This is a genomic window from Devosia sp. (assembly GCF_035944845.1).
Lineage (GTDB): Bacteria > Pseudomonadota > Alphaproteobacteria > Rhizobiales > Devosiaceae > Devosia_A.
The window spans coordinates 1-20,074 of record NZ_DASZAW010000001.1 but is presented as its reverse complement, the minus strand read 5'-3'; the positions used below and the strand labels follow the sequence as shown (position 1 = coordinate 20,074).

16 protein-coding genes are annotated in these 20,074 nt (G+C 65.7%); 6 read left to right on the top strand and 10 right to left on the bottom strand.

Annotation, left to right across the window (positions count from 1 at the left end):
* Window positions 1-182 precede the first annotated feature (182 nt).
* From VGV07_RS00080 to VGV07_RS00045, 8 genes are all read right to left on the bottom strand, one after another.
* Window positions 183-2,816 (bottom strand): nitrate reductase, encoded by a 2,634-nt coding sequence (locus tag VGV07_RS00080; protein ID WP_326866623.1) that lies wholly within the window; start codon window positions 2,814-2,816, stop codon window positions 183-185.
* A gap of 255 nt (window positions 2,817-3,071) precedes the next feature.
* Entirely contained in the window at window positions 3,072-3,404 is a 333-nt protein-coding gene (gene nirD, locus VGV07_RS00075) for a nitrite reductase small subunit NirD (protein WP_326866622.1), read from the bottom strand.
* Window positions 3,405-3,408: 4 nt separating this feature from the next.
* Complete coding sequence (gene nirB / locus VGV07_RS00070; RefSeq protein WP_326866621.1) at window positions 3,409-5,859, bottom strand: nitrite reductase large subunit NirB; 2,451 nt, start codon at window positions 5,857-5,859, stop codon at window positions 3,409-3,411.
* Between the two features lie 10 nt (window positions 5,860-5,869).
* Entirely contained in the window at window positions 5,870-7,621 is a 1,752-nt protein-coding gene (locus VGV07_RS00065) for a nitrate ABC transporter ATP-binding protein (protein WP_326866620.1), read from the bottom strand.
* A gap of 10 nt (window positions 7,622-7,631) precedes the next feature.
* On the bottom strand, window positions 7,632-8,711 hold the full coding sequence (locus tag VGV07_RS00060) for an ABC transporter permease (RefSeq protein WP_326866619.1): 1,080 nt from the start codon (window positions 8,709-8,711) through the stop codon (window positions 7,632-7,634).
* Between the two features lie 64 nt (window positions 8,712-8,775).
* Window positions 8,776-10,116, bottom strand: a complete 1,341-nt coding sequence (locus VGV07_RS00055; protein ID WP_414649896.1) for a CmpA/NrtA family ABC transporter substrate-binding protein — start codon at window positions 10,114-10,116, stop codon at window positions 8,776-8,778.
* Window positions 10,117-10,540: 424 nt separating this feature from the next.
* Window positions 10,541-11,752, bottom strand: a complete 1,212-nt coding sequence (locus tag VGV07_RS00050) for a CmpA/NrtA family ABC transporter substrate-binding protein (RefSeq protein WP_326866617.1) — start codon at window positions 11,750-11,752, stop codon at window positions 10,541-10,543.
* A gap of 2 nt (window positions 11,753-11,754) precedes the next feature.
* Window positions 11,755-12,351 carry an ANTAR domain-containing response regulator gene (locus tag VGV07_RS00045; protein ID WP_326866616.1) on the bottom strand — a complete coding sequence of 199 codons (597 nt, stop codon included), beginning with the start codon at window positions 12,349-12,351 and terminating at the stop codon, window positions 11,755-11,757.
* Between the two features lie 221 nt (window positions 12,352-12,572).
* Here VGV07_RS00045 and VGV07_RS00040 point away from each other — a divergent pair, with 221 nt between their 5' ends.
* From VGV07_RS00040 to VGV07_RS00015, 6 genes are all read left to right on the top strand, one after another.
* Window positions 12,573-13,721, top strand: a complete 1,149-nt coding sequence (locus tag VGV07_RS00040; protein ID WP_326866615.1) for an ROK family transcriptional regulator — start codon at window positions 12,573-12,575, stop codon at window positions 13,719-13,721.
* A complete protein-coding gene (locus VGV07_RS00035) occupies window positions 13,718-14,488 on the top strand; it encodes an ATP-binding cassette domain-containing protein (protein WP_326866614.1) in 771 nt (256 codons plus the stop codon). Before VGV07_RS00040 ends, VGV07_RS00035 begins: the two co-directional genes overlap by 4 nt.
* A 41-nt stretch (window positions 14,489-14,529) precedes the next feature.
* Window positions 14,530-15,570, top strand: coding sequence for a sugar ABC transporter substrate-binding protein (locus VGV07_RS00030; protein WP_326866613.1), 1,041 nt, complete (start codon window positions 14,530-14,532; stop codon window positions 15,568-15,570).
* Window positions 15,571-15,800: 230 nt separating this feature from the next.
* The gene (locus VGV07_RS00025) at window positions 15,801-16,796 is read left to right on the top strand and encodes an ABC transporter permease (protein WP_326866612.1); all 996 of its coding nucleotides are present in this window, start codon (window positions 15,801-15,803) and stop codon (window positions 16,794-16,796) included.
* A complete protein-coding gene (locus VGV07_RS00020; RefSeq protein WP_326866611.1) occupies window positions 16,793-17,569 on the top strand; it encodes an SDR family oxidoreductase in 777 nt (258 codons plus the stop codon). The genes VGV07_RS00025 and VGV07_RS00020 overlap by 4 nt, the downstream gene beginning before the upstream one ends.
* 14 nt (window positions 17,570-17,583) lie before the next feature.
* A complete protein-coding gene (locus VGV07_RS00015; RefSeq protein WP_326866610.1) occupies window positions 17,584-18,105 on the top strand; it encodes a hypothetical protein in 522 nt (173 codons plus the stop codon).
* A gap of 236 nt (window positions 18,106-18,341) precedes the next feature.
* Here VGV07_RS00015 and VGV07_RS00010 read toward each other — a convergent pair whose 3' ends face one another.
* Window positions 18,342-18,986 carry a GNAT family N-acetyltransferase gene (locus tag VGV07_RS00010; protein ID WP_326866624.1) on the bottom strand — a complete coding sequence of 215 codons (645 nt, stop codon included), beginning with the start codon at window positions 18,984-18,986 and terminating at the stop codon, window positions 18,342-18,344.
* Window positions 18,964-20,074 (bottom strand): beta-N-acetylglucosaminidase domain-containing protein (locus VGV07_RS00005; RefSeq protein ID WP_326866609.1); only part of this gene is annotated, 1,111 nt, incomplete at its 5' end. The genes VGV07_RS00005 and VGV07_RS00010, both read right to left, overlap by 23 nt.

Genomic DNA, 20,074 nt, shown 5'->3' with positions numbered 1-20,074 from the left:
GGTGGAGGGGGCGGCCCCAAAAACCGGCGTATCCTGCCGCCCCCTCCACCGCCTTCGGCGGTCCCCCTCCCCCGTTTCACGGTGGAGGACCACCGAGAGTCCTGTGCGAAAGCCATATGCGATAGCCCTGCCCTCAAGGGGAGGGAGGCGACCGAGTTTTGAGCAAGCGCCGGAGAGTTGCCCTACTCCGCCGCCTCCAGCCGGTTCGCCTCGATCAGCCCCCTGATTTCCGCCCGGCACGAACCGCAGTTCGTCCCGGCTTTCAGCGCCACCCCGATCGCCTCGACCGTGTGACAGCCGCCGCGTGCCGCCTCGGCGATCTGGTTGGCCCCCACGCCCAGGCAGGCGCAGACGATCGGGCCCGGATCGGGACGGTCGGCGCCGGGCCGCCCGACGAGGATATCGGCACGCCGCGCGGGCTTGATCGTCTCGGTGAGCAGCGACACTGCCCATTGCCGCGACACCAGCACCGGGTCGGGCGACAGGTAGAGCGCGAAACTCAATTGACCGCCCTCGAACAGTGCGAGGCTTTGCCGTCCGCTCGCCTTGTCGGCAATACTGAGCAGTTCGACCTCTGCTCCCACGCCGAACGCCGCGCGCGCCCAGCCCACCCAATCCTCGGGCTCGGTGATGAAGGCCAGTTCCGCCCGCCAGCCGCCTGACGCCTCGGCGATCGCCCAGTAATCGGTGCCGGCGAAATCCGGTCGCAGTCGGCTCACCGCGAAGCCATAGCGCCGGGCCAGCGCCGGCCCCGCCACCACCATCGCCGATTTGAGCGCCGGCTGCCCCGATTGCGGGTCGGTCTGCCCGCCCACCAGCGCATCGATCCGGCCCTGCGCCGAGAACCGGTCGGTCCAGTGCATCGGCACGAACACCGAGCCCTTTTGTTGCCGCTCGGTTACCAGCGCCCGCACCAGGACGCTCCCATGCCGGTTCTCGAGCCGTACCAGGCTCGCGTGCCGGATGCTCTTTTCCGAGGCGTCGTCGGGGTGCAGCTCGGCAAACGGTTCGGCCATATGGGCAGAGAGCCGGGCCGCCTTGCCGGTGCGCGTCATGGTGTGCCAGTGGTCGCGCACCCGGCCGGTATTGAGCACCAGCATGCCCGGCGGCGGGCTCAGCGGCGGCGGCGGCGCCACCGCGACGAAGCGCGCCCGCCCGTCAGGGGTGAAGAACCGCCCATCGGTGAACATCCGCGCCGTACTCTTGACCGAGCGCACCGGCCACTGCACCGGCTGCAGCCCGTCATAATCGGCATGCACCAGGCCACTGAGATCGAAATCCCGCACGCCCTCGTTCTCGAACCCCGAGAGTGCCGCGTGCTCGGCAAAGATTTCGGCGGGCTTCTGGTAGGCGAACGCTTCGGCGTGGCCCAAGCGCCGCGCCACCTGCGCAACGATCCACCAGTCGGGCTTTGCCTCCCCCGGCGCCGTGAGGAACGGCCGCTGCCGCGAGATGCGGCGTTCGGAATTGGTCACCGTGCCGTCCTTTTCGCCCCAGCCGAGCGCCGGCAACCGCACATGCGCCTCCACCGCCGTATCGGTTGCGGCGTTCATCTCGGACACCACGACGAACGGGCAGGCCCGGATCGCCGCCCGCACTTTGTCGGCCTCAGGCATCGAGTCCACCGGGTTGGTCGCCATGATCCAGAGCGCCTTCACCTTGCCCTGGGCGATCGCCTCGAACAGCTCGACCGCCTTCAACCCCGGCTTCCCGGCCACTCGCCCGGAGCGCCAGAACCGCTTCAACCGGTCGATATTGTCAGGCTCAAAATCCATGTGCGCGGCCAGCATATTGGCGAGCCCGCCGACCTCGCGGCCGCCCATGGCATTGGGTTGCCCGGTGACCGAGAACGGCCCCATCCCCGGCAGGCCGATCCGCCCGGTGGCGAGGTGCACGTTGACGATGGCGTTGACCTTGTCGGTGCCGGTCGCCGACTGGTTCACCCCTTGCGAGAAAACCGTCACCGTCCGCGTCGTCTCGGCGAACCAATCGTAGAACACCGCGATGTCGCGCACGCTGAGCCCGGTGGCTTCCGCCACCCGCTCGAGCCCCCAGCTCCGCGCCACCTCGAGCGCCGCGCCGAACCCGTTGCTGCTCTCGGCAATGAACTCGGCATCGACCGCGTTCCGCTCCGCCAGCGATTTCAGAAGCCCGACGAACAGGGCCGTATCGCCGTCCGGCCTGATCGCGAGGTGGAGGTCGGCCTGGTCGGCCGTGGTGGTCTGCCTGGGGTCGATCAGCACGATCCGCATCCCCGGCCGCTCGGCCTTGGCCTTGATGATCCGCTGGTACAGCACCGGGTGGCACCAGCTGAGGTTGGAGCCGACAAGGATGATCAGGTCGGCGAGCTCGAGATCCTCATAATTGCCCGGCACGGTGTCCGAGCCGAAGGCCCGCTTGTGCCCGGCCACCGACGAGGCCATGCAGAGCCGCGAGTTGGTGTCGATATTGCCCGAGCCGATGAACCCCTTCATCAGCTTGTTGGCAACGTAATAGTCCTCGGTGAGCAACTGCCCCGAACCGTAGATGGCGACCGCATCTGGTCCATGCTCGGCAATCGTCTCGGCGAAGCGCCTCGCCACCAGGTCCAGTGCCTTGTCCCACCTCGCCCGCTCGCCACCGATCTCGGGGTAAAGCAGCCGCCCATCCAGCGACAGCGTCTCGCCCAGTGCCGAGCCCTTCGAGCACAGCCTGCCGAAATTGGCCGGATGCTCGGGATCGCCTGATATCGCTACCGAGCCATCCGGCTGCGGCGTCGCCAGCACCCCGCAGCCGACGCCGCAATAGGGGCACGTGGTGCGGATGGTATCAGACATCGTGGTTGGAACCCCTCACCGTCTCGCGCAGCAGAGCGCGAGGCTCCACCCCACCCAGCTTCGCTAAGCCCGCTGCGCGGGCAAGCTGCGCTGCCCTCCCCATCAAGGGGAGGGAGACCCGACTGTTAGCTTCGGTCCTTCCCCTCCCTCCCCCTTGTGGGGAGGGTAGCGCAGCTAGGCGAAGCCGTAGCGAAGCTGGGTGGGGGTGGGCGACACGCACCGACCTGCACGCGAGGGGCCGTCTACCCAAGATATCTACTCCGCCGCCATCAGCATGACCTCTGCCGCCATGAAGATGCGGCCATCGACCACGTTCACCGCAAAGGTCCGGACCTGCCCCTCGTCGGCGCCCTGCGCCTCGCCGGTGGCGAGATCGAACACCCAGTTGTGCAGCGGGCAGGTCACCGAGCCGCCATGCACGATGCCCTCGCTGAGCGGTCCACCCTTGTGCGGGCAGCGGTTCTCGATGGCGTAGACGTGGTTCTCGGCGGTACGGAACACCGCGATCTTGCCGGCTGGCGTGTTGACACAGCGCGCGCCGCGTAACGGAACCTGCTCGAGGCGCCCGATCTCGATCCAGTCGTTCATGTCATCACTCCGCTGCCTGCGGCACGCCGAATTCCGCCAGTGCGGCGAACTCGTGCGCGTCCTTGCCGTTGACCCGTTCTTCCCACGGATCGACCTGGGCGAATTTCTGGCTGAAGACGAACCGGTCGTAGTAGAAGCGGCGCTTCTCCAGGTCGCGGACGATCGAGGCCTGGATCGACTCCATCCCCACCCGCTTCAGCCACTTGTACATCCGCTCGAGATAGCGGCCCTGCTCACGATAGAGCTGGGTCAACGCTGCGATGATCTCGATCGCCTCGTCCTCGCTGTCGGCGTGGCAGAGCGCCTCGGTGCCCTTGATGTCGAGCCCGGCGGCACCGGCAAAGACGATGTCGTAACCGCTGTCGACGCAGATCACCCCTACATCCTTGCAGGTTGCTTCGGCGCAGTTCCGCGGGCAGCCCGAAACGGCCATCTTCACCTTGGCCGGGGTCCAGCTGCCCCACATGAACTTTTCGAGCTTGATACCGAGCCCGGTCGAATCCTGCGTGCCGAACCGGCACCAGTCCGAGCCGACGCAGGTCTTCACCGTGCGCAACCCCTTGGCATAGGCAGCGCCCGAAACCATGCCCGCGGCGTTGAGGTCGGCCCAGACGCCGGGCAGGTCTTCCTTCCTCACCCCCAGCAGATCGATGCGTTGACCGCCGGTAACCTTCACCGCCGGGATCTTGAACTTGTCAGCGACATCGGCAATGGCGCGCAGCTCGTTCGGGCTGGTCATGCCACCCCACATGCGCGGCACCACCGAGTAGGTTCCGTCCTTCTGGATATTGGCGTGCACACGCTCGTTGATGAAGCGCGATTGCCCATCGTCCTCGTATTCGCCCGGCCACGTCGCGATCATGTAATAGTTCAATGCCGGCCGACACTTGGCGCAGCCGCATGAAGTCTTCCACTCAAGCTCCTGCATAAGTTGAGGAATAGACCTCAACTCCTTGGCAACAATCAATCTCCTGACGTCGTCGTGGCCAAGATCGGTACATTTGCACATCGGCTGCACGGCGGACGGATTGTAGCTGTCGCCCAGCGTCAGGAGCAGCAGCTTCTCGACCAGCCCGGTGCATGAACCGCAGCTCGCCGAGGCCTTGGTATGGGCGCGGACATCGTCGAGCGAGGTCAGGCCCTTTGCCGTGATGGTGCCGGTGATCTTCGACTTACACACGCCGTTGCAACCGCAGATCTCTGCCTCATCCGGCAAGGCTGCAACGGCCGCCGTAGGGTCCAGCGGGGTACCACCCTGGTAGTTCTGACCGAAGATCAGCGTGTCGCGCATCTCGCGCGTATCGACGTTGCGCTTCAGCATGTCGTAGAACCACGGCCCGTCCCCGGTATCGCCGTAGAGCACCGTACCGATGATCCTGTCGTCCTTGAGGATCAGCCGCTTGTAGACGCCGGCAGCGGCATCGCGCAGCACGATCTCCTCGCGATCGTCGCCCTCGGCAAAATCGCCTGCCGAGTAGAGGTTGACGCCGGTGACCTTGAGCCGGGTCGCCGTGGCGACCGGGGTGAAGGTCGCTTTTTCTTCGCCGCAGAGCTGGGCGGCAAGCACGTTCGCCATGTCGTAGAGTGGCGCCACCAACCCGAAGGTTGCCCCGTTCACTTCGACGCATTCGCCCAGCGCATAGATCGAAGGGTCGGAGGTGCGCATCTGCGCGTCGACCACGATGCCGCGATTGGCGGCAAGCTCCGCGCTCTTGGCCAGCGCGACGTTCGGCCGGATGCCGACGGCCATCACCACGAGGTCCGCCGGGATCACCGAGCCATCGGCGAACTCGACGCCGGTGACCCGTTTGTCGCCGAGGATCTGCCTGGTATTGGCCGAAGTCATCACCTTGATGCCACGCGCCTTCATCGATTCCCCGAGCAGGTAGCCGGCCGCCGGATCGAGCTGGCGCTCCATCAGCGTCGGCATGACGTGCACCACGGTGACGTCCATGCCCTGCTCGTTGAGCCCGGCTGCCGCCTCGAGCCCGAGCAGGCCACCGCCGATCACCACCGCCCTGCCCTTGGCCTTGGCGGCCAGCATCATGACGTTGACGTCGTCGAGGTCGCGATAGGTGACCACGCCGGCAAGGTTGGCGCCCGGCACCGGGATGATGAACGGCACCGAACCCGTGGCGATCACCAGCTTGTCGTAGCTTTCGGTGATGCCGTTGATCGAGGTGACGGTCTTGTTGACCCGGTCGATCGTCTCGACCTTGCAGCCTTTGTAGAGCGTGATGCCGTGCTTGATGTACCAGGCGTCGCCATGGATCACGATGTCTTCAAAGCTCTTCTCGCCCGAGAGCACGGGGCTGAGCATGATGCGGTCGTAGTTGACGCGCGGCTCGGCGTTGAAGATCACCACCTCGTAGCGATCGGGGTCGGTCTCCAACAGCTTTTCCAGCGCCCGCCCGGGCGCCATGCCGTTGCCGATGATGACGAGTTTCTCTTTCATCTGCGTTCCCCTACTCGGCCGCATCGACGATCCGCGTCCCGGTGCGTTCGGCGCGCCGGTCCCGGATGCGGTCGAGAGTTTGCTGGTCTGGATTGGCGCCACCCTCATAGGCTTCGAGGAAGCCGAGCAGCTCTTCGCGATAGGCGTAGTAGTCCTTGTGGGCGAGCAGTGCCTTGCGCGAGCGCGGACGCGGCAGGTCGACCTCCATGATGTTGCCGATCCGGGCATTTGGCCCGTTCGACATCATCACCACCCGATCGGCCAGGAGGATTGCCTCGTCCACGTCGTGGGTCACGCAGATCGCGGTGACCTGGGTGCGCGCCCACACGTCCATCAGCACGTCCTGCAGCTCCCAGCGCGTCAGGCTGTCGAGCATGCCGAACGGTTCGTCCAGCAGCAGCAGCTTGGGCGACAGCGCGAAGGCCCTCGCGATGCCCACGCGCTGCTTCATGCCGTTGGACAGTTCGCCGGCCAGCCGATGCATGGAATCGGCCAACCCGACGCGCTGCAGGTAGTACTCCACCACGTCGCGACGCTCGGCCGGGCTGGCCTTGGGATAGACCCTGTCCACACCCAGCGCCACGTTCTCGCGCGCCGTCAGCCACGGCATCAGCGATGGGGCCTGGAACACCACGGCGCGATCCGGACCCGCCCCGGCCACCTCGCGATTGTCGAGGATGATGCCGCCGCTGGAAATCGGGTTGAGGCCGGCCACCATCGACAGCACCGTCGATTTGCCACAGCCCGAATGGCCGATAAGCGTGACGAACTCGCCCTTCCTCATCTTGAAGTCGAACCCGTCCACCACCTTCAGCGGTCCCTTCGGTGTCGGATAGACCTTGCTGACCTGGGAGAACTCGACATAACCGGCACTTGCCACCGATTGCGCCGCCTGCGCATAGGCGCCTGGTAGCTGATCGCGCCGGCGGCTGATCGGCACGACGTTGGGCAGCACGATGTCGCGTGTCTCCTCCTCGGCCTTGCGCGCCGATCCGGCGGCCATCAGATACTCGGTGATCTCCCGGCGCAGCCGGATGAAGTCATCGTCGCCGTTGAGCGCGCCGCGCTGACGCGGGCGGGCGATATCGACGGCAAAGCTCGGGCCCAGGCTCGCCCGCGGCCCGGGATTGAGCGGGATCACCCGGTCGGCGAGCAGGATGGCTTCGTCGACGTCGTTGGTGATCAGCACGATCGTCTTCTTCTCCGCCTCCGAAATGGTGGCGAACTCGTCCTGCAGCTTGGCGCGGGTCAGCGCGTCCAGTGCCGATAGCGGCTCGTCGAGCAGCAGCACCTCTGGCTGCATCGCCAGCGCCCGGGCGACGGCGACGCGCTGCCGCATGCCGCCCGACAGCTCGGCCGGCCGCCGGTCGACGGCGTGGCCGAGGCCGACCATCGTCACGTAGCGCTCGACGATCGCCGCCCGTTCCCGCCGGCTCCTGGCCTTGTGGACGGTATCGACGGCCAGCGCCACGTTACCGCCCACCGTCAGCCACGGCATCAGCGAATAGGACTGGAACACCACGCCGCGCTCCGGCCCCGGTCCCGCGATTTCCCGGCCGCGGAAGGTGACGCCGCCCCGATCGGGCTCAACCAGCCCCGCCATGAGCGAGATCAGCGTCGTCTTGCCGGTGCCCGAGTAGCCCAGGATGGCGACGAACTCGCCCTCCTCCACCTTGAGATTGACCTCCTCCAGCACCTCGGCGCGCCGGGGGCCGTCGCCGTAGGATTTCGATACGCCCGAGAGTTCGAGGATTGCTGCCATGACCCGCTCCTCAGCGCTGTGCCGAGAAGCTGAACGCGGTCTGCAGCGCCAGCATGATGCGGTCGAGCAGGAAGCCGATGATGCCGATGGTCAGCACCGCGACCATGATCCGCGCCAGCGAGTTCGACGATCCGTTCTGGAACTCGTCCCAGACGAACTTGCCCAGCCCCGGGTTCTGCGCCAGCATCTCGGCCGCGATCAGCACCATCCAGCCCACACCCAGCGACAGGCGCAGCCCGGTGAAGATCAGCGGCAGCGCCGATGGCAGCACCAGCTTGCTGACGGTGGTCGGCATCGACAGCTGCAGCACCTTGCCGACATTGACGAGATCCTTGTCGATCGAGGCGACGCCGAGCGCGGTGTTGATCAGCGTCGGCCACAGCGAGCAGAGCGTTACCGTGACCGCCGAAATGATCAGCGCCTTGGGCAGCCCCCCGCTGGCATCGGCATAGACGGCCGAAACCACCATGGTGACGATCGGCAGCCAGGCCAGCGGCGATACCGGCTTGAACAGCTGTACCAGTGGGTTGAGCGCGCCGTTTACAGCCCGGCTGAGACCGGACGCGATCCCCAGCGGCACCGCAATCACCGTGGCGATCAGGAAGCCCAGGCCGACGGTCTTGAGCGAGGTGAAGATCTGGTCGATGAAGGTCGGCTTGCCGGTATAGCTTCGCTGTTTGACCTTGTCTGTTTCGCCTTTGGCCACCAGTTCGGCGTTGCGCGCGTCCTGCCTGGCATAGAACTCGGCTTCCTTGCCGCGTTCGGCGAGGTGATCGTCCCACAGCCCTGTTGCCTGTTCCCAGACCTGCGCCGGCCCGGGAATGGCGCCCAGCGAGGTCTGCACCTGCGGCGCGAGGATAGCCCAGGCCAGGACGAAGATGGCGATGCCGGTGAGCGGGATGACCAGGGCATCGCGCAACTCGCCCAGTTGCTCGCGCGGGTTGTCGCCGGCGGCCATCTTCAGCAGCGGCACGAGCCAGCCGAATCCGAGCGCCGTGAGCCAGCTCGCGGCCCGATTGATGGCGGAGAAGAGCTTTTCCCGCCGCGCTGCGAGGCCATCCTTGCCCGTGACGTCTGTGGCCATGCTCATGCTGTTCACCTGCTGTTACCGGTCAGGGAGTGGCGCCATCGGAGATGGCGCCGCCCACGTCTGCTTACTGGGAAAGGATCTCGCCGCCCGACACCGTCTCGCCCGACTTGAGACCGATCGCGAGGCTGTCGAGATAGGCGTTGGGCTGCCGGCCGTCATAGCTGACGCCGTCGATGAACTCGTTGGTGGCAGCGCGGTAGCCGTCGCTGTCCCACGGAACGTCGGCAGCCTCGATCAGCCCCTCGTCGACCAGCATCTGCGCCGCCTTGAGGTAGAGGTCCGGCCGGTACACCGAGCGTGCGACCTCATCGTACCAGCTGTCGGCCTGCGTCTCGCCGATCTGCCCCCAGCGTCGCATCTGCGTCAGGTACCAGACCGCATCGGAATAGTAGGGGTAGGTGGCAAAGTGCCGGTAGAAGACGTTGAAATCGGGAATGTCGCGCTTGTCGCCCTTCTCGTATTCGAAGGTGCCGGTCATCGAATTGGCGATCACGGCGGCGTCGGCGCCCACATAGTCGGGCCGGGCCAGGATCTCCACCGCTTCGGGTCGGTTGGCATTATCGTTCTCGTCCAGCCATTTGGCGGCCCGGATCAGCGCCTTGGTGATGGCGATGGTGGTGTTCGGGTTGGCCTCGGCGAACTCGGCGGTGATGCCGAACACCTTCTCGGGATTGTTCTTCCAGATCTCGTAGTCGGTCACCACCGGCACGCCGATGCCCTTGAACACCGCGGCCTGGTTCCAGGGCTCGCCCACCATGTAGCCGTTGATCGTACCCGCCTCGAGCGTTGCCGGCATCTGCGGCGGCGGCGTCACCGACAGCAGCGCCTCGGCGCCGATCTGACCCGAAGTGTCGTCGGCCGAATAGAAGCCCGGATTGATGCCGCCGGCCGCGAGCCAGTAGCGCAACTCGTAGTTGTGCGTCGAAACCGGGAACACCATGCCCAGGTTGAACGGTCGGCCCTGCGTCTTGAACGCCTCGAGCGCCGGCTTGAGCGCGCTGGCCGAGATCGGATGTACCAGCTTGCCGTCCGCGCCCACCGGCACGTTGGGCTTCATCATCTCCCAGACTTCGTTGGAGACGGTCATGCCGTTGCCGTTGAGGTCCATCGAGAACGGCGTGATGATATGCGCCTTGGTGCCGAAGCCGATGGTGGCCGCCAGTGGTTGCCCCGCCAGCATGTGCGCGCCATCGAGCTGCCCGGTGATCACCCCGTCGAGCAGCACCTTCCAGTTGGCTTGCGCCTCGAGCGTGACGAACAGGCCCTCGTCCTCGAAGTAGCCCTTCTCGTAGGCGACGGCGAGCGGCGCCATGTCGGTCAGCTTGATGAAGCCGAACTTGAGCTCGTCCTTTTCGAGATCGAGCATCTCGGCCCCGGCGGGCGTCGCGCAGAGCAGGGTGAGCATGCCGATCGAGGCCAGCAGGCCGCGGCGGCTGAGGAGGGCAGTCGAATTCGTCTTGGTCATCGAGATCTCCCGAGTGATGCGGACCGGCGCCGGAGATGCCCCTCCATGCCTCCCGAAACAAAAAAGCCGCCAGCAGGTGATGCGCACCGGCCGATCGGGCCAGTGGCGTTCCTGTTGGCAGCCTTGCCTGTTTGGGGAGCGCCCATCTTTGGACGCCGGTCGAAGTGCGATTTCGCCTTCGGTCAACTCAATGCACGCGCCGTGCCAATTCGACGGTCGGACGGAAACGCTATGCCCGTCAGTATCTTACGGGATAGTCACCGTGACAGCTCCGTCAGCATCACTGACTATTTCGCGGTCAATCACCAACGAGAGACGCCTATTTGGTAGGCACAGGCATAGCGCGATGAAATAACAGGCAGACCTATCGGGCCCGGCCCGCGGCGATATAGGCGTCCACCTCGGCGGGGTCGAACCCGGCGCCATCGAAGAACCCATCCGGCCCGACCACCATCATGCCGGTCGTTGCCGGCACCTCGGTCGCAACGGGTAGCGCACCTTCTACCCGGCTGTCGGCGAGCGGCGCCGGCACGCCCAGGGGCGCCAGCGCCGCGCGGTAGACGTCGGGGCGGAACGTCATGGCGGCCATCCTGGCACGCTCGGAACTGTGCTCCACTTCGCCCCAGCGCACCATCTGCGTGTAGAACCACAATGCGTGGCTGACCCACGGGAAGTTCGCCGCCCTGGCATAGGGCACGAAATTATCCGGCACGCTCACCGTCACCCCGCCGCCGATATCGAACTGGCCGCTCAGGGCCGGCAGGATCAGTTCGGCCGGCAGCCCCAGATAGTTCGGCGCGGCCATGATGGCGGCGATCTCTTGATGGTTGGCGCTCTCGCCGCACCACACCGCCGCATGGTGCACCGCCCGGATCAGCCCGGCGACGATCTCGCTATTGGCCTCGGCCCAGTGCGCCCGCATGCCGATCACCTTGTCGGGGCTTGAGCGCCAGATCGCGGCCTTCACCGTGGCGATATGCGCGCCGGTACTCTTCACCCCCACCGTGTTCCACGGCTCGCCCACGCAATAGCCATCGATGCCGCCCGAACCCAGCGCTTCGGGCAATAGCGGCGGCGGCAGCACCACGATCTCGATGTCGCGCTCCGGCACGATGCCGCTCGCCATCAGCCAGTAGCGCAGCTCGTAATTGTGCGACGAAGTCTGGTGCACCACTCCGAACCGCAGCTTCTGCTCAGACGACGCGACCACCCGCTTCAGCGCCGCCCCGACCGGCCCCGCCGCCAGCGTCGCCGGCGCTCCGGCATCGGCGAGCCGCGCCCAGAGCTCCGCACTCACCGTCACCCCGTTATTGCCCAGTCCCAGGATCATCGGGGTGATCATCGGCACCGATAGCGGGTTGAGCCCGAGCGTCGCGGAGATCGGCATCGGCGCCAGCATCTGGGCGAAATCGAAATGTCCCAGCGCCGCCCGGTCGCGGATATTGGCCCACGAGGTCTCCTTGACCAGGTGCAGGTCCAGCCCCTCTGCCGCTGCAAAGCCCTTCTCGCGCGCCAATACCAGCAGCACGCTGTCGAGCAAGGGCAGGAAACCGGCGGAGAGGGCAATGAGCGACATGATTATTCCTCTGGGCCGAGCAGGCTGTCGGCCGTAACCAGGCTCTGGGCAATATCGACGATGCGGCGGTTCTGGTTCATCGCGGTTTTGCGCAGCAACTTATAGGCATCCGCCTCGACGAGCCCGCGCGTGCGCAACAGGATCGCCTTGGCCTGGTCGATGACCTTGCGATCCTCGAGTTCGCTGCGCGCCTGCTCCAGTTCCCGCGTCAGCCGGGCGAAGGCGTTGAAGCGGCTCACCGCCATGTCGAGGATCGGTTTCACCCGCTCCTTCTTCAGCCCATCGACCACATAGGCCGACACGCCGGCCTCAACCGCCGCCTCGATCGCCGAAGCGTCGGAGCGGTCGACGAACATGGCGATCGGTTTCCTGAGCGCCCGGCTCAGCGTGAAGAAATGCTCCAGCCGGTCGCGATTGGGGTTCTCGAGGTCGATCACCACCACGTCGGGCATGTCGCGCTCGATGACGCGCGCCACCTCGTTGATCTCGTTGACCACCGTGACCCGGGAATGCCCGGCCTCGCGCAATCCGTCCTCGATGATCGAGGCACGGATGCGGTTCTCGTCGATCACCAGAATGGCGAGGTCCTGTACCGGCATGGCCCGTTATCGGCATGTTCGAGCTGCACAATCAAGCGCCGGTTTCGCATCCCTGCCCATCATTTCAGCGGCGATTTCTGAATTCCATTTGACTTAATAAATCCGCCGTCACAGTCTCTGTGCAGGATTGGATTTGGGAGCCACTTCTCCCACCTCCCACTCGATGGTGGTTGGGCGGTCGTAACGGTCTCAATTTCGATCCGATGCTCAGGAGGGACGCCTTGGGCCTGAGGGGGACGAACCAGGAATTTGGACGGCCGTACAACCGGCGCATCGTCCTTGAAGCCATCCGCGCGACTGGCCCGATCACCCGTGGCCGCATCGCGGCGGAGGTCGGGCTCACCGTGCAGACCGTCTCCACCATCATCCGCGAGCTCGAGGAGCAGGGTTACATCCTCTCCAACCGCGAGGAGCCGCGCGGCCGTGGCCTGCCGCCGACGACGCTCCGCATCAACCCCGAGGGCGGCTATGCCATCGGGGTCTACATCACCCCGCTCGGCCTCGATGCGGCGCTGATCAACCTCGCCGGCGACGTTGTCGGCTCGGTCCACTCCAATGCCGCCCGCAGCAGCCCGGATGAAGCCTTCACCCTGATCGGCGCCATGGTCACCGAGTTGCGCGCGCTCCGTGCTGGCGCCCGCATGCTCGGCGTCGGCCTGTCATTGCCCGGCCCGTTCGGCGTCGAGTCGATGAGCTTTGTCGGCCCCACCACCATGGTCGGCTGGGGTAACGTCGCACTGCGCGAACGGCTCGCCGAAGTCACCGGCCTGCCCGCCTTCATCGAATCCGACATGGCCGCTGCTGCGCTGGGCGAGCGGCTCTATGGCCGCGGCGCCGACTTCGCCGATTTCTACTACCTGTTCGTCGGCGTCGGCCTTGGCGGCATCATGGTGCACGAGGGGGTGGGACAGCGCGGCGCCTGGGGTAATGCCGGCGAGATCAGCCACATCCCGATCGTTCCCGATGGCGAACTCTGCCCTTGCGGCAATCGCGGCTGCCTCGAGCGCTATGTTTCGCTCGAAGCGTTCAACCGTCGGGGGCTCGGCGAGGCCGCCTATGCCGATGCCATCGGCCCGCAACTGCGCGCCGCCCTCATCACCATCGAGAACCTGTTCGATCCCGAAACGGTGATCCTTGGTGGCATCGCGCCGCCGAGCCTTACCACTGAACTGGCCCGCGTCGCCGCCGATTTGCCCAACTCGGTCTCCGCCCGCCGTGACCGCAAGGTGCCGCGCCTCATCGTCTCCGATGGCGGCCCGCACACCGTGCTGCGCGGTGCTGCGGCGCTGGCGGTCGCCGGCGTGCTGTCGCCGCGCTTCGGCCAGCTCTTCGCCCCCGGTAACACCCAGCTCAAGGGACTTGCCGCATGACCAGCTTTTCGCCGCTGCTCGTCCTCGACGACATCAAGAAGAACTACGGCGCCATCGAAGCGCTGAAGGGCATCAGCTTCACCATCGGCAAGGGTGAGGTCGTGGCGCTGCTCGGCGATAACGGCGCCGGCAAGTCGACGCTGGTGAAGATCATTGCCGGCGGGCTCGAGCCGACCTCCGGCAAGATGCTGTTCGAAGGGCGCGATTTCCTCGCCAGATCGCCCTCGGAGGCCAAGGCCGCCGGCATCGAGACGGTTTACCAGGACCTGTCGCTCGCCACCAATGTCGATGTCGTCGCCAACTTCTTCATGGGCCGCGAGATCACCAGGAAGGTACTGGGCATGCCGGTGCTCGACGAGAAGGCCATGGAGGCCGTCGTCGCCAAGGCCCTGGCCACGGCCGGCACCAGGATCCCCTCGCTCCGCACCAAGGTCGAACACCTCTCGGGCGGCCAGCGCCAGGCCATCGAACTCAACCGGTTCGTCCATTGGGGCGGCAAGCTCGTACTGCTCGATGAACCTTTCGCGGCGCTCGGCGTCGAGCAGACCCGCCGCGGCCTCGAGATGATCCGCGCCGTCGCCAGAGAGGGTATCGGCGTCGTCATCATCACTCACATCATGCAGCAGGCCTTCCAGGTCGCCGACCGGATCGTGGTGATCCGCCAGGGCGTCGTCGCCGGCGATGTTGCAACCAAGGATACGAGCCCCGATGCGGTGGTCAACATGATCACCGGGGAAACCCTGGCCGCTGCCGGAGCGGCTGGTTGAGGGGCAGAACAGGGAAATCCGGCACAAAGGAGCGAACGAAAATGAAGCGAATACTTCTATCCCTCCTGGCCGTTCTGGCAGTGGCGCTCGCCCTGCTGACGCCGGCCTTCGCCCAGACCAAAGGCAAGGTCTACTACCTCGTGCCGACCCTGCTCGACGAATTCCAGACCGGCTCGGTCTCGGCGCTGGAAATGTTCCTGAAGCAGGTCGGCTACGAGATGCAGACGCTCAACGCCGACAACAAGACCGATGTGCAGCAGTCCCAGATGAACGACGTCATCGCGCTGAAGCCCGCGGCGATCATTCTCGCTGCCGTCGATTTCAACGCGCTGAAGCCTTCGATCGAGGCGGCCATGGCGGCCGGCATTCCGGTGGTCGAGTTCGACCGCCAGATCACCTCAACCCCGTCTTCCTTCACCTCGGTCGCCGGCACCGTCGAGATCGGCTATGTCGCCGCCGAAGTGGTGGAAGGCCTCCTCACCAAGAAGAACGGCGCGGTGAAGGGCAAGGTGCTGCAGGTGTTGGGCGATCCGGGCGACCCCTACACCCTCGATATCCAAAAGGGCTTTGAGGAGAAGATGGCGGCCTTTCCGGACGTCAAGCTGATCTCGTTGCCCGCCATGATGTGGGAAGCCAGCAACGCCGGCACCATCGTCTCCGACCAGTTGCTCGCCAACCCCGACATCGACCTGATCTTCAACCACGCCGCCCACCTTTCGGTCGCCGCCGCCGCGTCGCTCGAAGCGGCCGGCAAGAAGCCGGGCGACGTGCTGATGCTGTCGTCGAACGGAGCGCCGGTCGGCCTCGACCTGATCCGCAAGGGCTGGATGCAGGCCGAAGTCGAGCAGCCGCTTTATGCGCAAGCAGCGGCCGTCGCCATGTTCATGGACAAGATCGTCAACAAGCAGGAGATCAAGGCCGGCTCGTACGATGTGCTCGGCCTCCCCTCCACCGTGACGATCGAAGCCTGGGGCCCCAACATCAAGATCCCCGGCGCCGCCATCACCATGGAAAACATCGACAACCCGGCCTTCTGGGGCAACATGAAGCCCCCGACCGATACGGTTAAGTCGGTGGAATAAGCCATCGAAGCTGCAGTCGGGCACCCTCCCCCTCGCGGGGAGGGTAGTGCAGCTGGGAGCGAAGCGACTTAGCGGAACTAGGGTGGGGGGTGCCCCAAGCCGGGGCCGTGCCTGCCTCGCACCCCACCCAAGCTGCGCTAGCCCGCAAGAGCGGCCAAGCTCCGCTACCCTCCCCGTCCAGGGGAGGGTGACCCGACTGCAACTTCAGTTCGAAACCGAGCGATCCCAGCATGAACCCCAACACCCGCCGCGCCCTCGAGTTCGTCCTCGATAACCTCGTCTGGTTCATGCTGCTGTTCGTCCTGCTGGTGTTCTCGATCTTCGTGCCGAACTACTTCCAGCCCGGCATCTTCGCCAACATCATCGAGGCCTCCTCGGTGCTCGGGATCATGTCGATCGGCCTCGCGCTGGTGATCATCGCCGGCCACATGGATCTGTCGGTCGAATCCGTCGCCGCGCTCAGCGCCATGGCAGTCGGCATCGTCTTCTGCTCGGCCGGTATCGGCATGGGCGTGCAACTGACTCCCGACTGGCTCGGCGTCCCCGTCTCGCTCATCATCGCCTTTGCCGTCGGCGGCGCTATCGGCGCCTTCAATGGCGTGCTGATCGTCAAGCTGAAGATGAACGCCTTCATCGTCACCCTCGCGTCCTACATCTGGGTGCGCGGCCTGGTGCTGGCGCTCTCCGGCGGCCGCTCGGCCCAGGACCTCGCCCCCGCGATCCGCTGGTTCGGCGTGCAGCGGCTGCTCGGCCTGCCGCTCACCGCCTGGATCGCCATCACCTGCTTCGTGGTGTTCTCGCTGATCATGGCCAAGTCGCGCTTCGGCCGGCACCTGATCATCATCGGCGGCAACCAGAACGCCGCCTTCCGCGCCGGCATCAAGGTTGACCGCATCCTCATCACCTCGTTCGTCCTCGCTGGCGCCATCGCCGCGCTCGCCGGCTGGCTGCTCGCCATCCGCACCTCGGGCGCCACCGCCAATCTCGGTATGGGCCTCTTATTCAACGCCTTCGCCGCCGTGGTGATCGGCGGTGTCAGCCTCAAGGGTGGCGTCGGCGCCCTGCCCGGCGTCTATGCCGGCGTGCTGCTGCTTTCGGCCATCAACACCGCCATCAACCTGATGGGGCTGCCCGCCACCTCCACGCAGGTGATCCATGGCCTGTTGGTGCTCGCCGCCGTGCTCCTCGACACGCTGAAACTCTCGATCAGGCAGAAACTCGCATGACCAGACGACTTGAAGGCAAGACTGCGCTCGTCATCGGGGCGGCGCGCGGCATCGGCAAGGCCATCGCCGTCCGCTTCGCCGAAGAAGGCGCCAACCTGGTCATCGCCGATACCGAACGCGACGCCGGCGCGGCCACCGCCGCCGAGCTCGGCGCCCCCTTCATCTACACCGATATCTCGAAGCTCGCCGACGCCGAGGCCGCCGTTGCGCTGGCGCTAGAAACCTATGGCCGGCTCGATATCCTGGTACAGAATGCCGGCATCTACCCCTGGCAGCTGCTCGAACAGACTTCCGTCGATGACTGGGATCGCGTCATGGGAGTGAACCTGCGTGGCAGTTTCATCGCCGCGCGTGCCGCGCTCACCCCGATGAAGGCGCAGGGCCATGGCCGCATCCTCTTCACCTCATCGATCACCGGCCCGCATGTCACCAGCCCCGGCCACGGCCACTACTCGGCCACCAAGGCCGGCATCAACGGGTTGATCCGTGCCGCCGCGCTCGAGTTCTCCGGCTACGGCATCACCGTCAACGGGGTCGAGCCCGGCAACATCCTCACCGAAGCGGTGCAGCAGCACCGCTCACCCGAGTTCCTCAAATCGATGGAAGACGCCATCCCCCTGGGCCGCCTCGGCAGCCCCCGCGACGTCGCCAACGCCTTCCTGTTCCTGGCCTCCGACGAAGCGAGCTACATCACCGGCACGACGATCGTCGTGGATGGCGGGCAGCTATTGCCGGAGGGGAACGACTTCAGGATCATGCCGGATCGGGATTAGGGGCAGGCGGAGAAATGCACATCGGAAACTTTTTGCTGCTGCCGGCAATTGCCGCATGGGGGGTGCTGCTCGGCACCGCCCACGCGCAGGAGCGACACAAAATACCCTTCGACGAGCAACAGGTGGTCATCTGCTCCGATGGCAACAGCTCGTATCGCAGCGCGATAGTGAGACTGAACCGGGAAGAATTTCACGGCTTGTACACCATCGTGCAGGAGCGTGGGACATTCGACCAGAACAAAGCCCGCCGAATCTACATAGGAACGCCGCCCTCGGAGCGCAACAAGCCGGCCTGCCTGGCAGAGGATCCACAACTGGCTGACTTTCTGGACTACGTGCTCCGCTACGCACCCAGAGAGATGGTTGTTCCGATGGGCAGGAACGGATCTGCAAAGGTCAGAGCGGTTGCCACAGGGTACCAATCCCCTGAAGGCACCGTGGTTCAAGGCGGCGCCGTCGCCGTGTATCTCTGCTTCGCTGTGGTCGCTGACTGCGTTGACGAACTAACGACGATGCTGTTCGGCCTGAGGCCCTGACGACCTTGTCTCCCCTGCAACGCAGGCGGTCAGCTTCAGGACCATGCCGGATCGATATTAGCCGGTGCGTGGGGCCACCCCCACCCTTGATCCCTCCCCACAAGGGGGAGGGAGACGCATACTGCGGCTTCGGTTCCATCGTCTCCCTCCCCTTGATGGGGAGGGCAGCGCAGCTTGGCGGCTTAGCCGCCTAGCGAAGCTGGGTGGGGTGGGGCCGCTCGCGAAGCCGGTAGCCCCTACAACCCCACCACCATGAACGTCGTATGCCTTGGCAGCACCGGGTCCTTCAGCACCTCGAACCCGAGCTTCTGATAGAACCTCTGCGCCCCGCGGTTCACCGGGCTCACCTGCAGGTGCATCCCCCTTGCTCCGGTCGCCGCGAGCTTGGCCATCACATGCTCCATGCCGCGCCGGCCGATCCCCCTGCCCCGCGCCTCCTCGAGCAGGTCGATATGGCCATGCGCCGGATAGCGGTGCAGCACCTCGGGATAGACGAATTCCGGATGGTGGATCGCGCGCCGTGCCCAGTCGCTGCCGTGCCACTCGCTCTCGTTCGGTCCCGGATCGTTGAGCCGCGCCGCCAGCGGCGGGAACCACTCGGCGCCCATCCGCGCATAAATTCCTGGCGTATCCGGCGCCCCAAAGATGTAGCCGCAGACCCCGTTCGGCCCGTCGACCACGAAGGCGAAATCCGGTTCGTACACCTGGTAGGGCACCGCATAGATCAGCCCGAGCAGATCAGGATCGTCTTCCTTCCCCGTCGCATCCTTGCCGGAATCCCCGGTGCGCAGGCACACGAGGTTGAGCGCGGCGTGATCCTCGGCGAGCGCGGGCCGGAGCCGGTAGCCGCCGCCGAAATCAAGCATGCCGGTAGCGTCCATTACCGTCACGCGGCAGCAGTTCCTGCACCGCCACGGCAAAACCCTGGCGGTAGAAATTGTAGATCCGGTCCTTGTCCGGGAAGTCGGCGCCACGGGGCGGGTCACCCGCCAGCCAGTCGAGATAGGTGACGAGGTGCGTCATCTCTTCGCGCGCTTCCCACAGATAGGGGTGGAAGGCGTAGAACAGGTCGCGGTTTTCGAGCTCGGTCATCCGGTGGAACAGGGCGGTGATGCGGTCGCGGAACTGCACCAGCGCTTCGTGCCCTTCCTGCCAGCTTTCGTTGCGCACATCGGGCCGCTTTTCGCTCATCAATCGGCGCGCCGATTGCAGGAGGCTCTCGACCTGCGGGCCGCAGTGGAACGGCTGGTAGAACAGCTCGCCGAGCAGCCGGATTTCCTCCACCGTCAGCGTCTCTGTCTGCCCGGTAAAGGCCAGCCGGAAGCGCGGCTGCCAGGCCTTCAGCGCCAGTGCGAAGGCCGAGGCCTCGTCGTCCGAGCCGGCCGCAAACGCACCGGTCGTGTGCACCGGCACGAAATTCGCCTCGAACTCGTTATTGGGGTTGGTGATGATGCCGTCGATCAGCGGCAGGATGTCAGCATGCCGCCCGCCCAGCGGGCCGGCATAGATGCGCCGGATATCGTAGTCGTTGGCGTGGAAATTGTCCCAGATCACCGGCTTGCGCCTGAGCACCCGGCCGACCTCGATGAGGCTCTCGGCACTGATGGTTTTCGAGACGATGTCCGGCCCGGTCCAGAACACCCCGATCTCGGGGGCGAGCTCGGCCCCGATGGTGTTGAGGTAGGCCGAACCCCGCACGTCATGGCCGGCGAACGCCGCGCAATATTCGGTCGGGCAGAACAGCACTGCCGCTTCGGGAACCCGCGCCTTGACGTGCTTGAAGGCCTCGTTGGCGAAATAGCTCTGCGCCGCCGCGAAGGACGGGAAAGCCCGCTCGTCGGCCGGCATCATGGTGCGCGGGATATCGTCGAACAGCAGCGCGAAATGCGTCACGCCGAGGTCCAGGAGCTGGTCGAGCCGGCGCTTCAGCGCCTCGAGGTCGCTTGCGTCCGAATAGACGACATCGAGA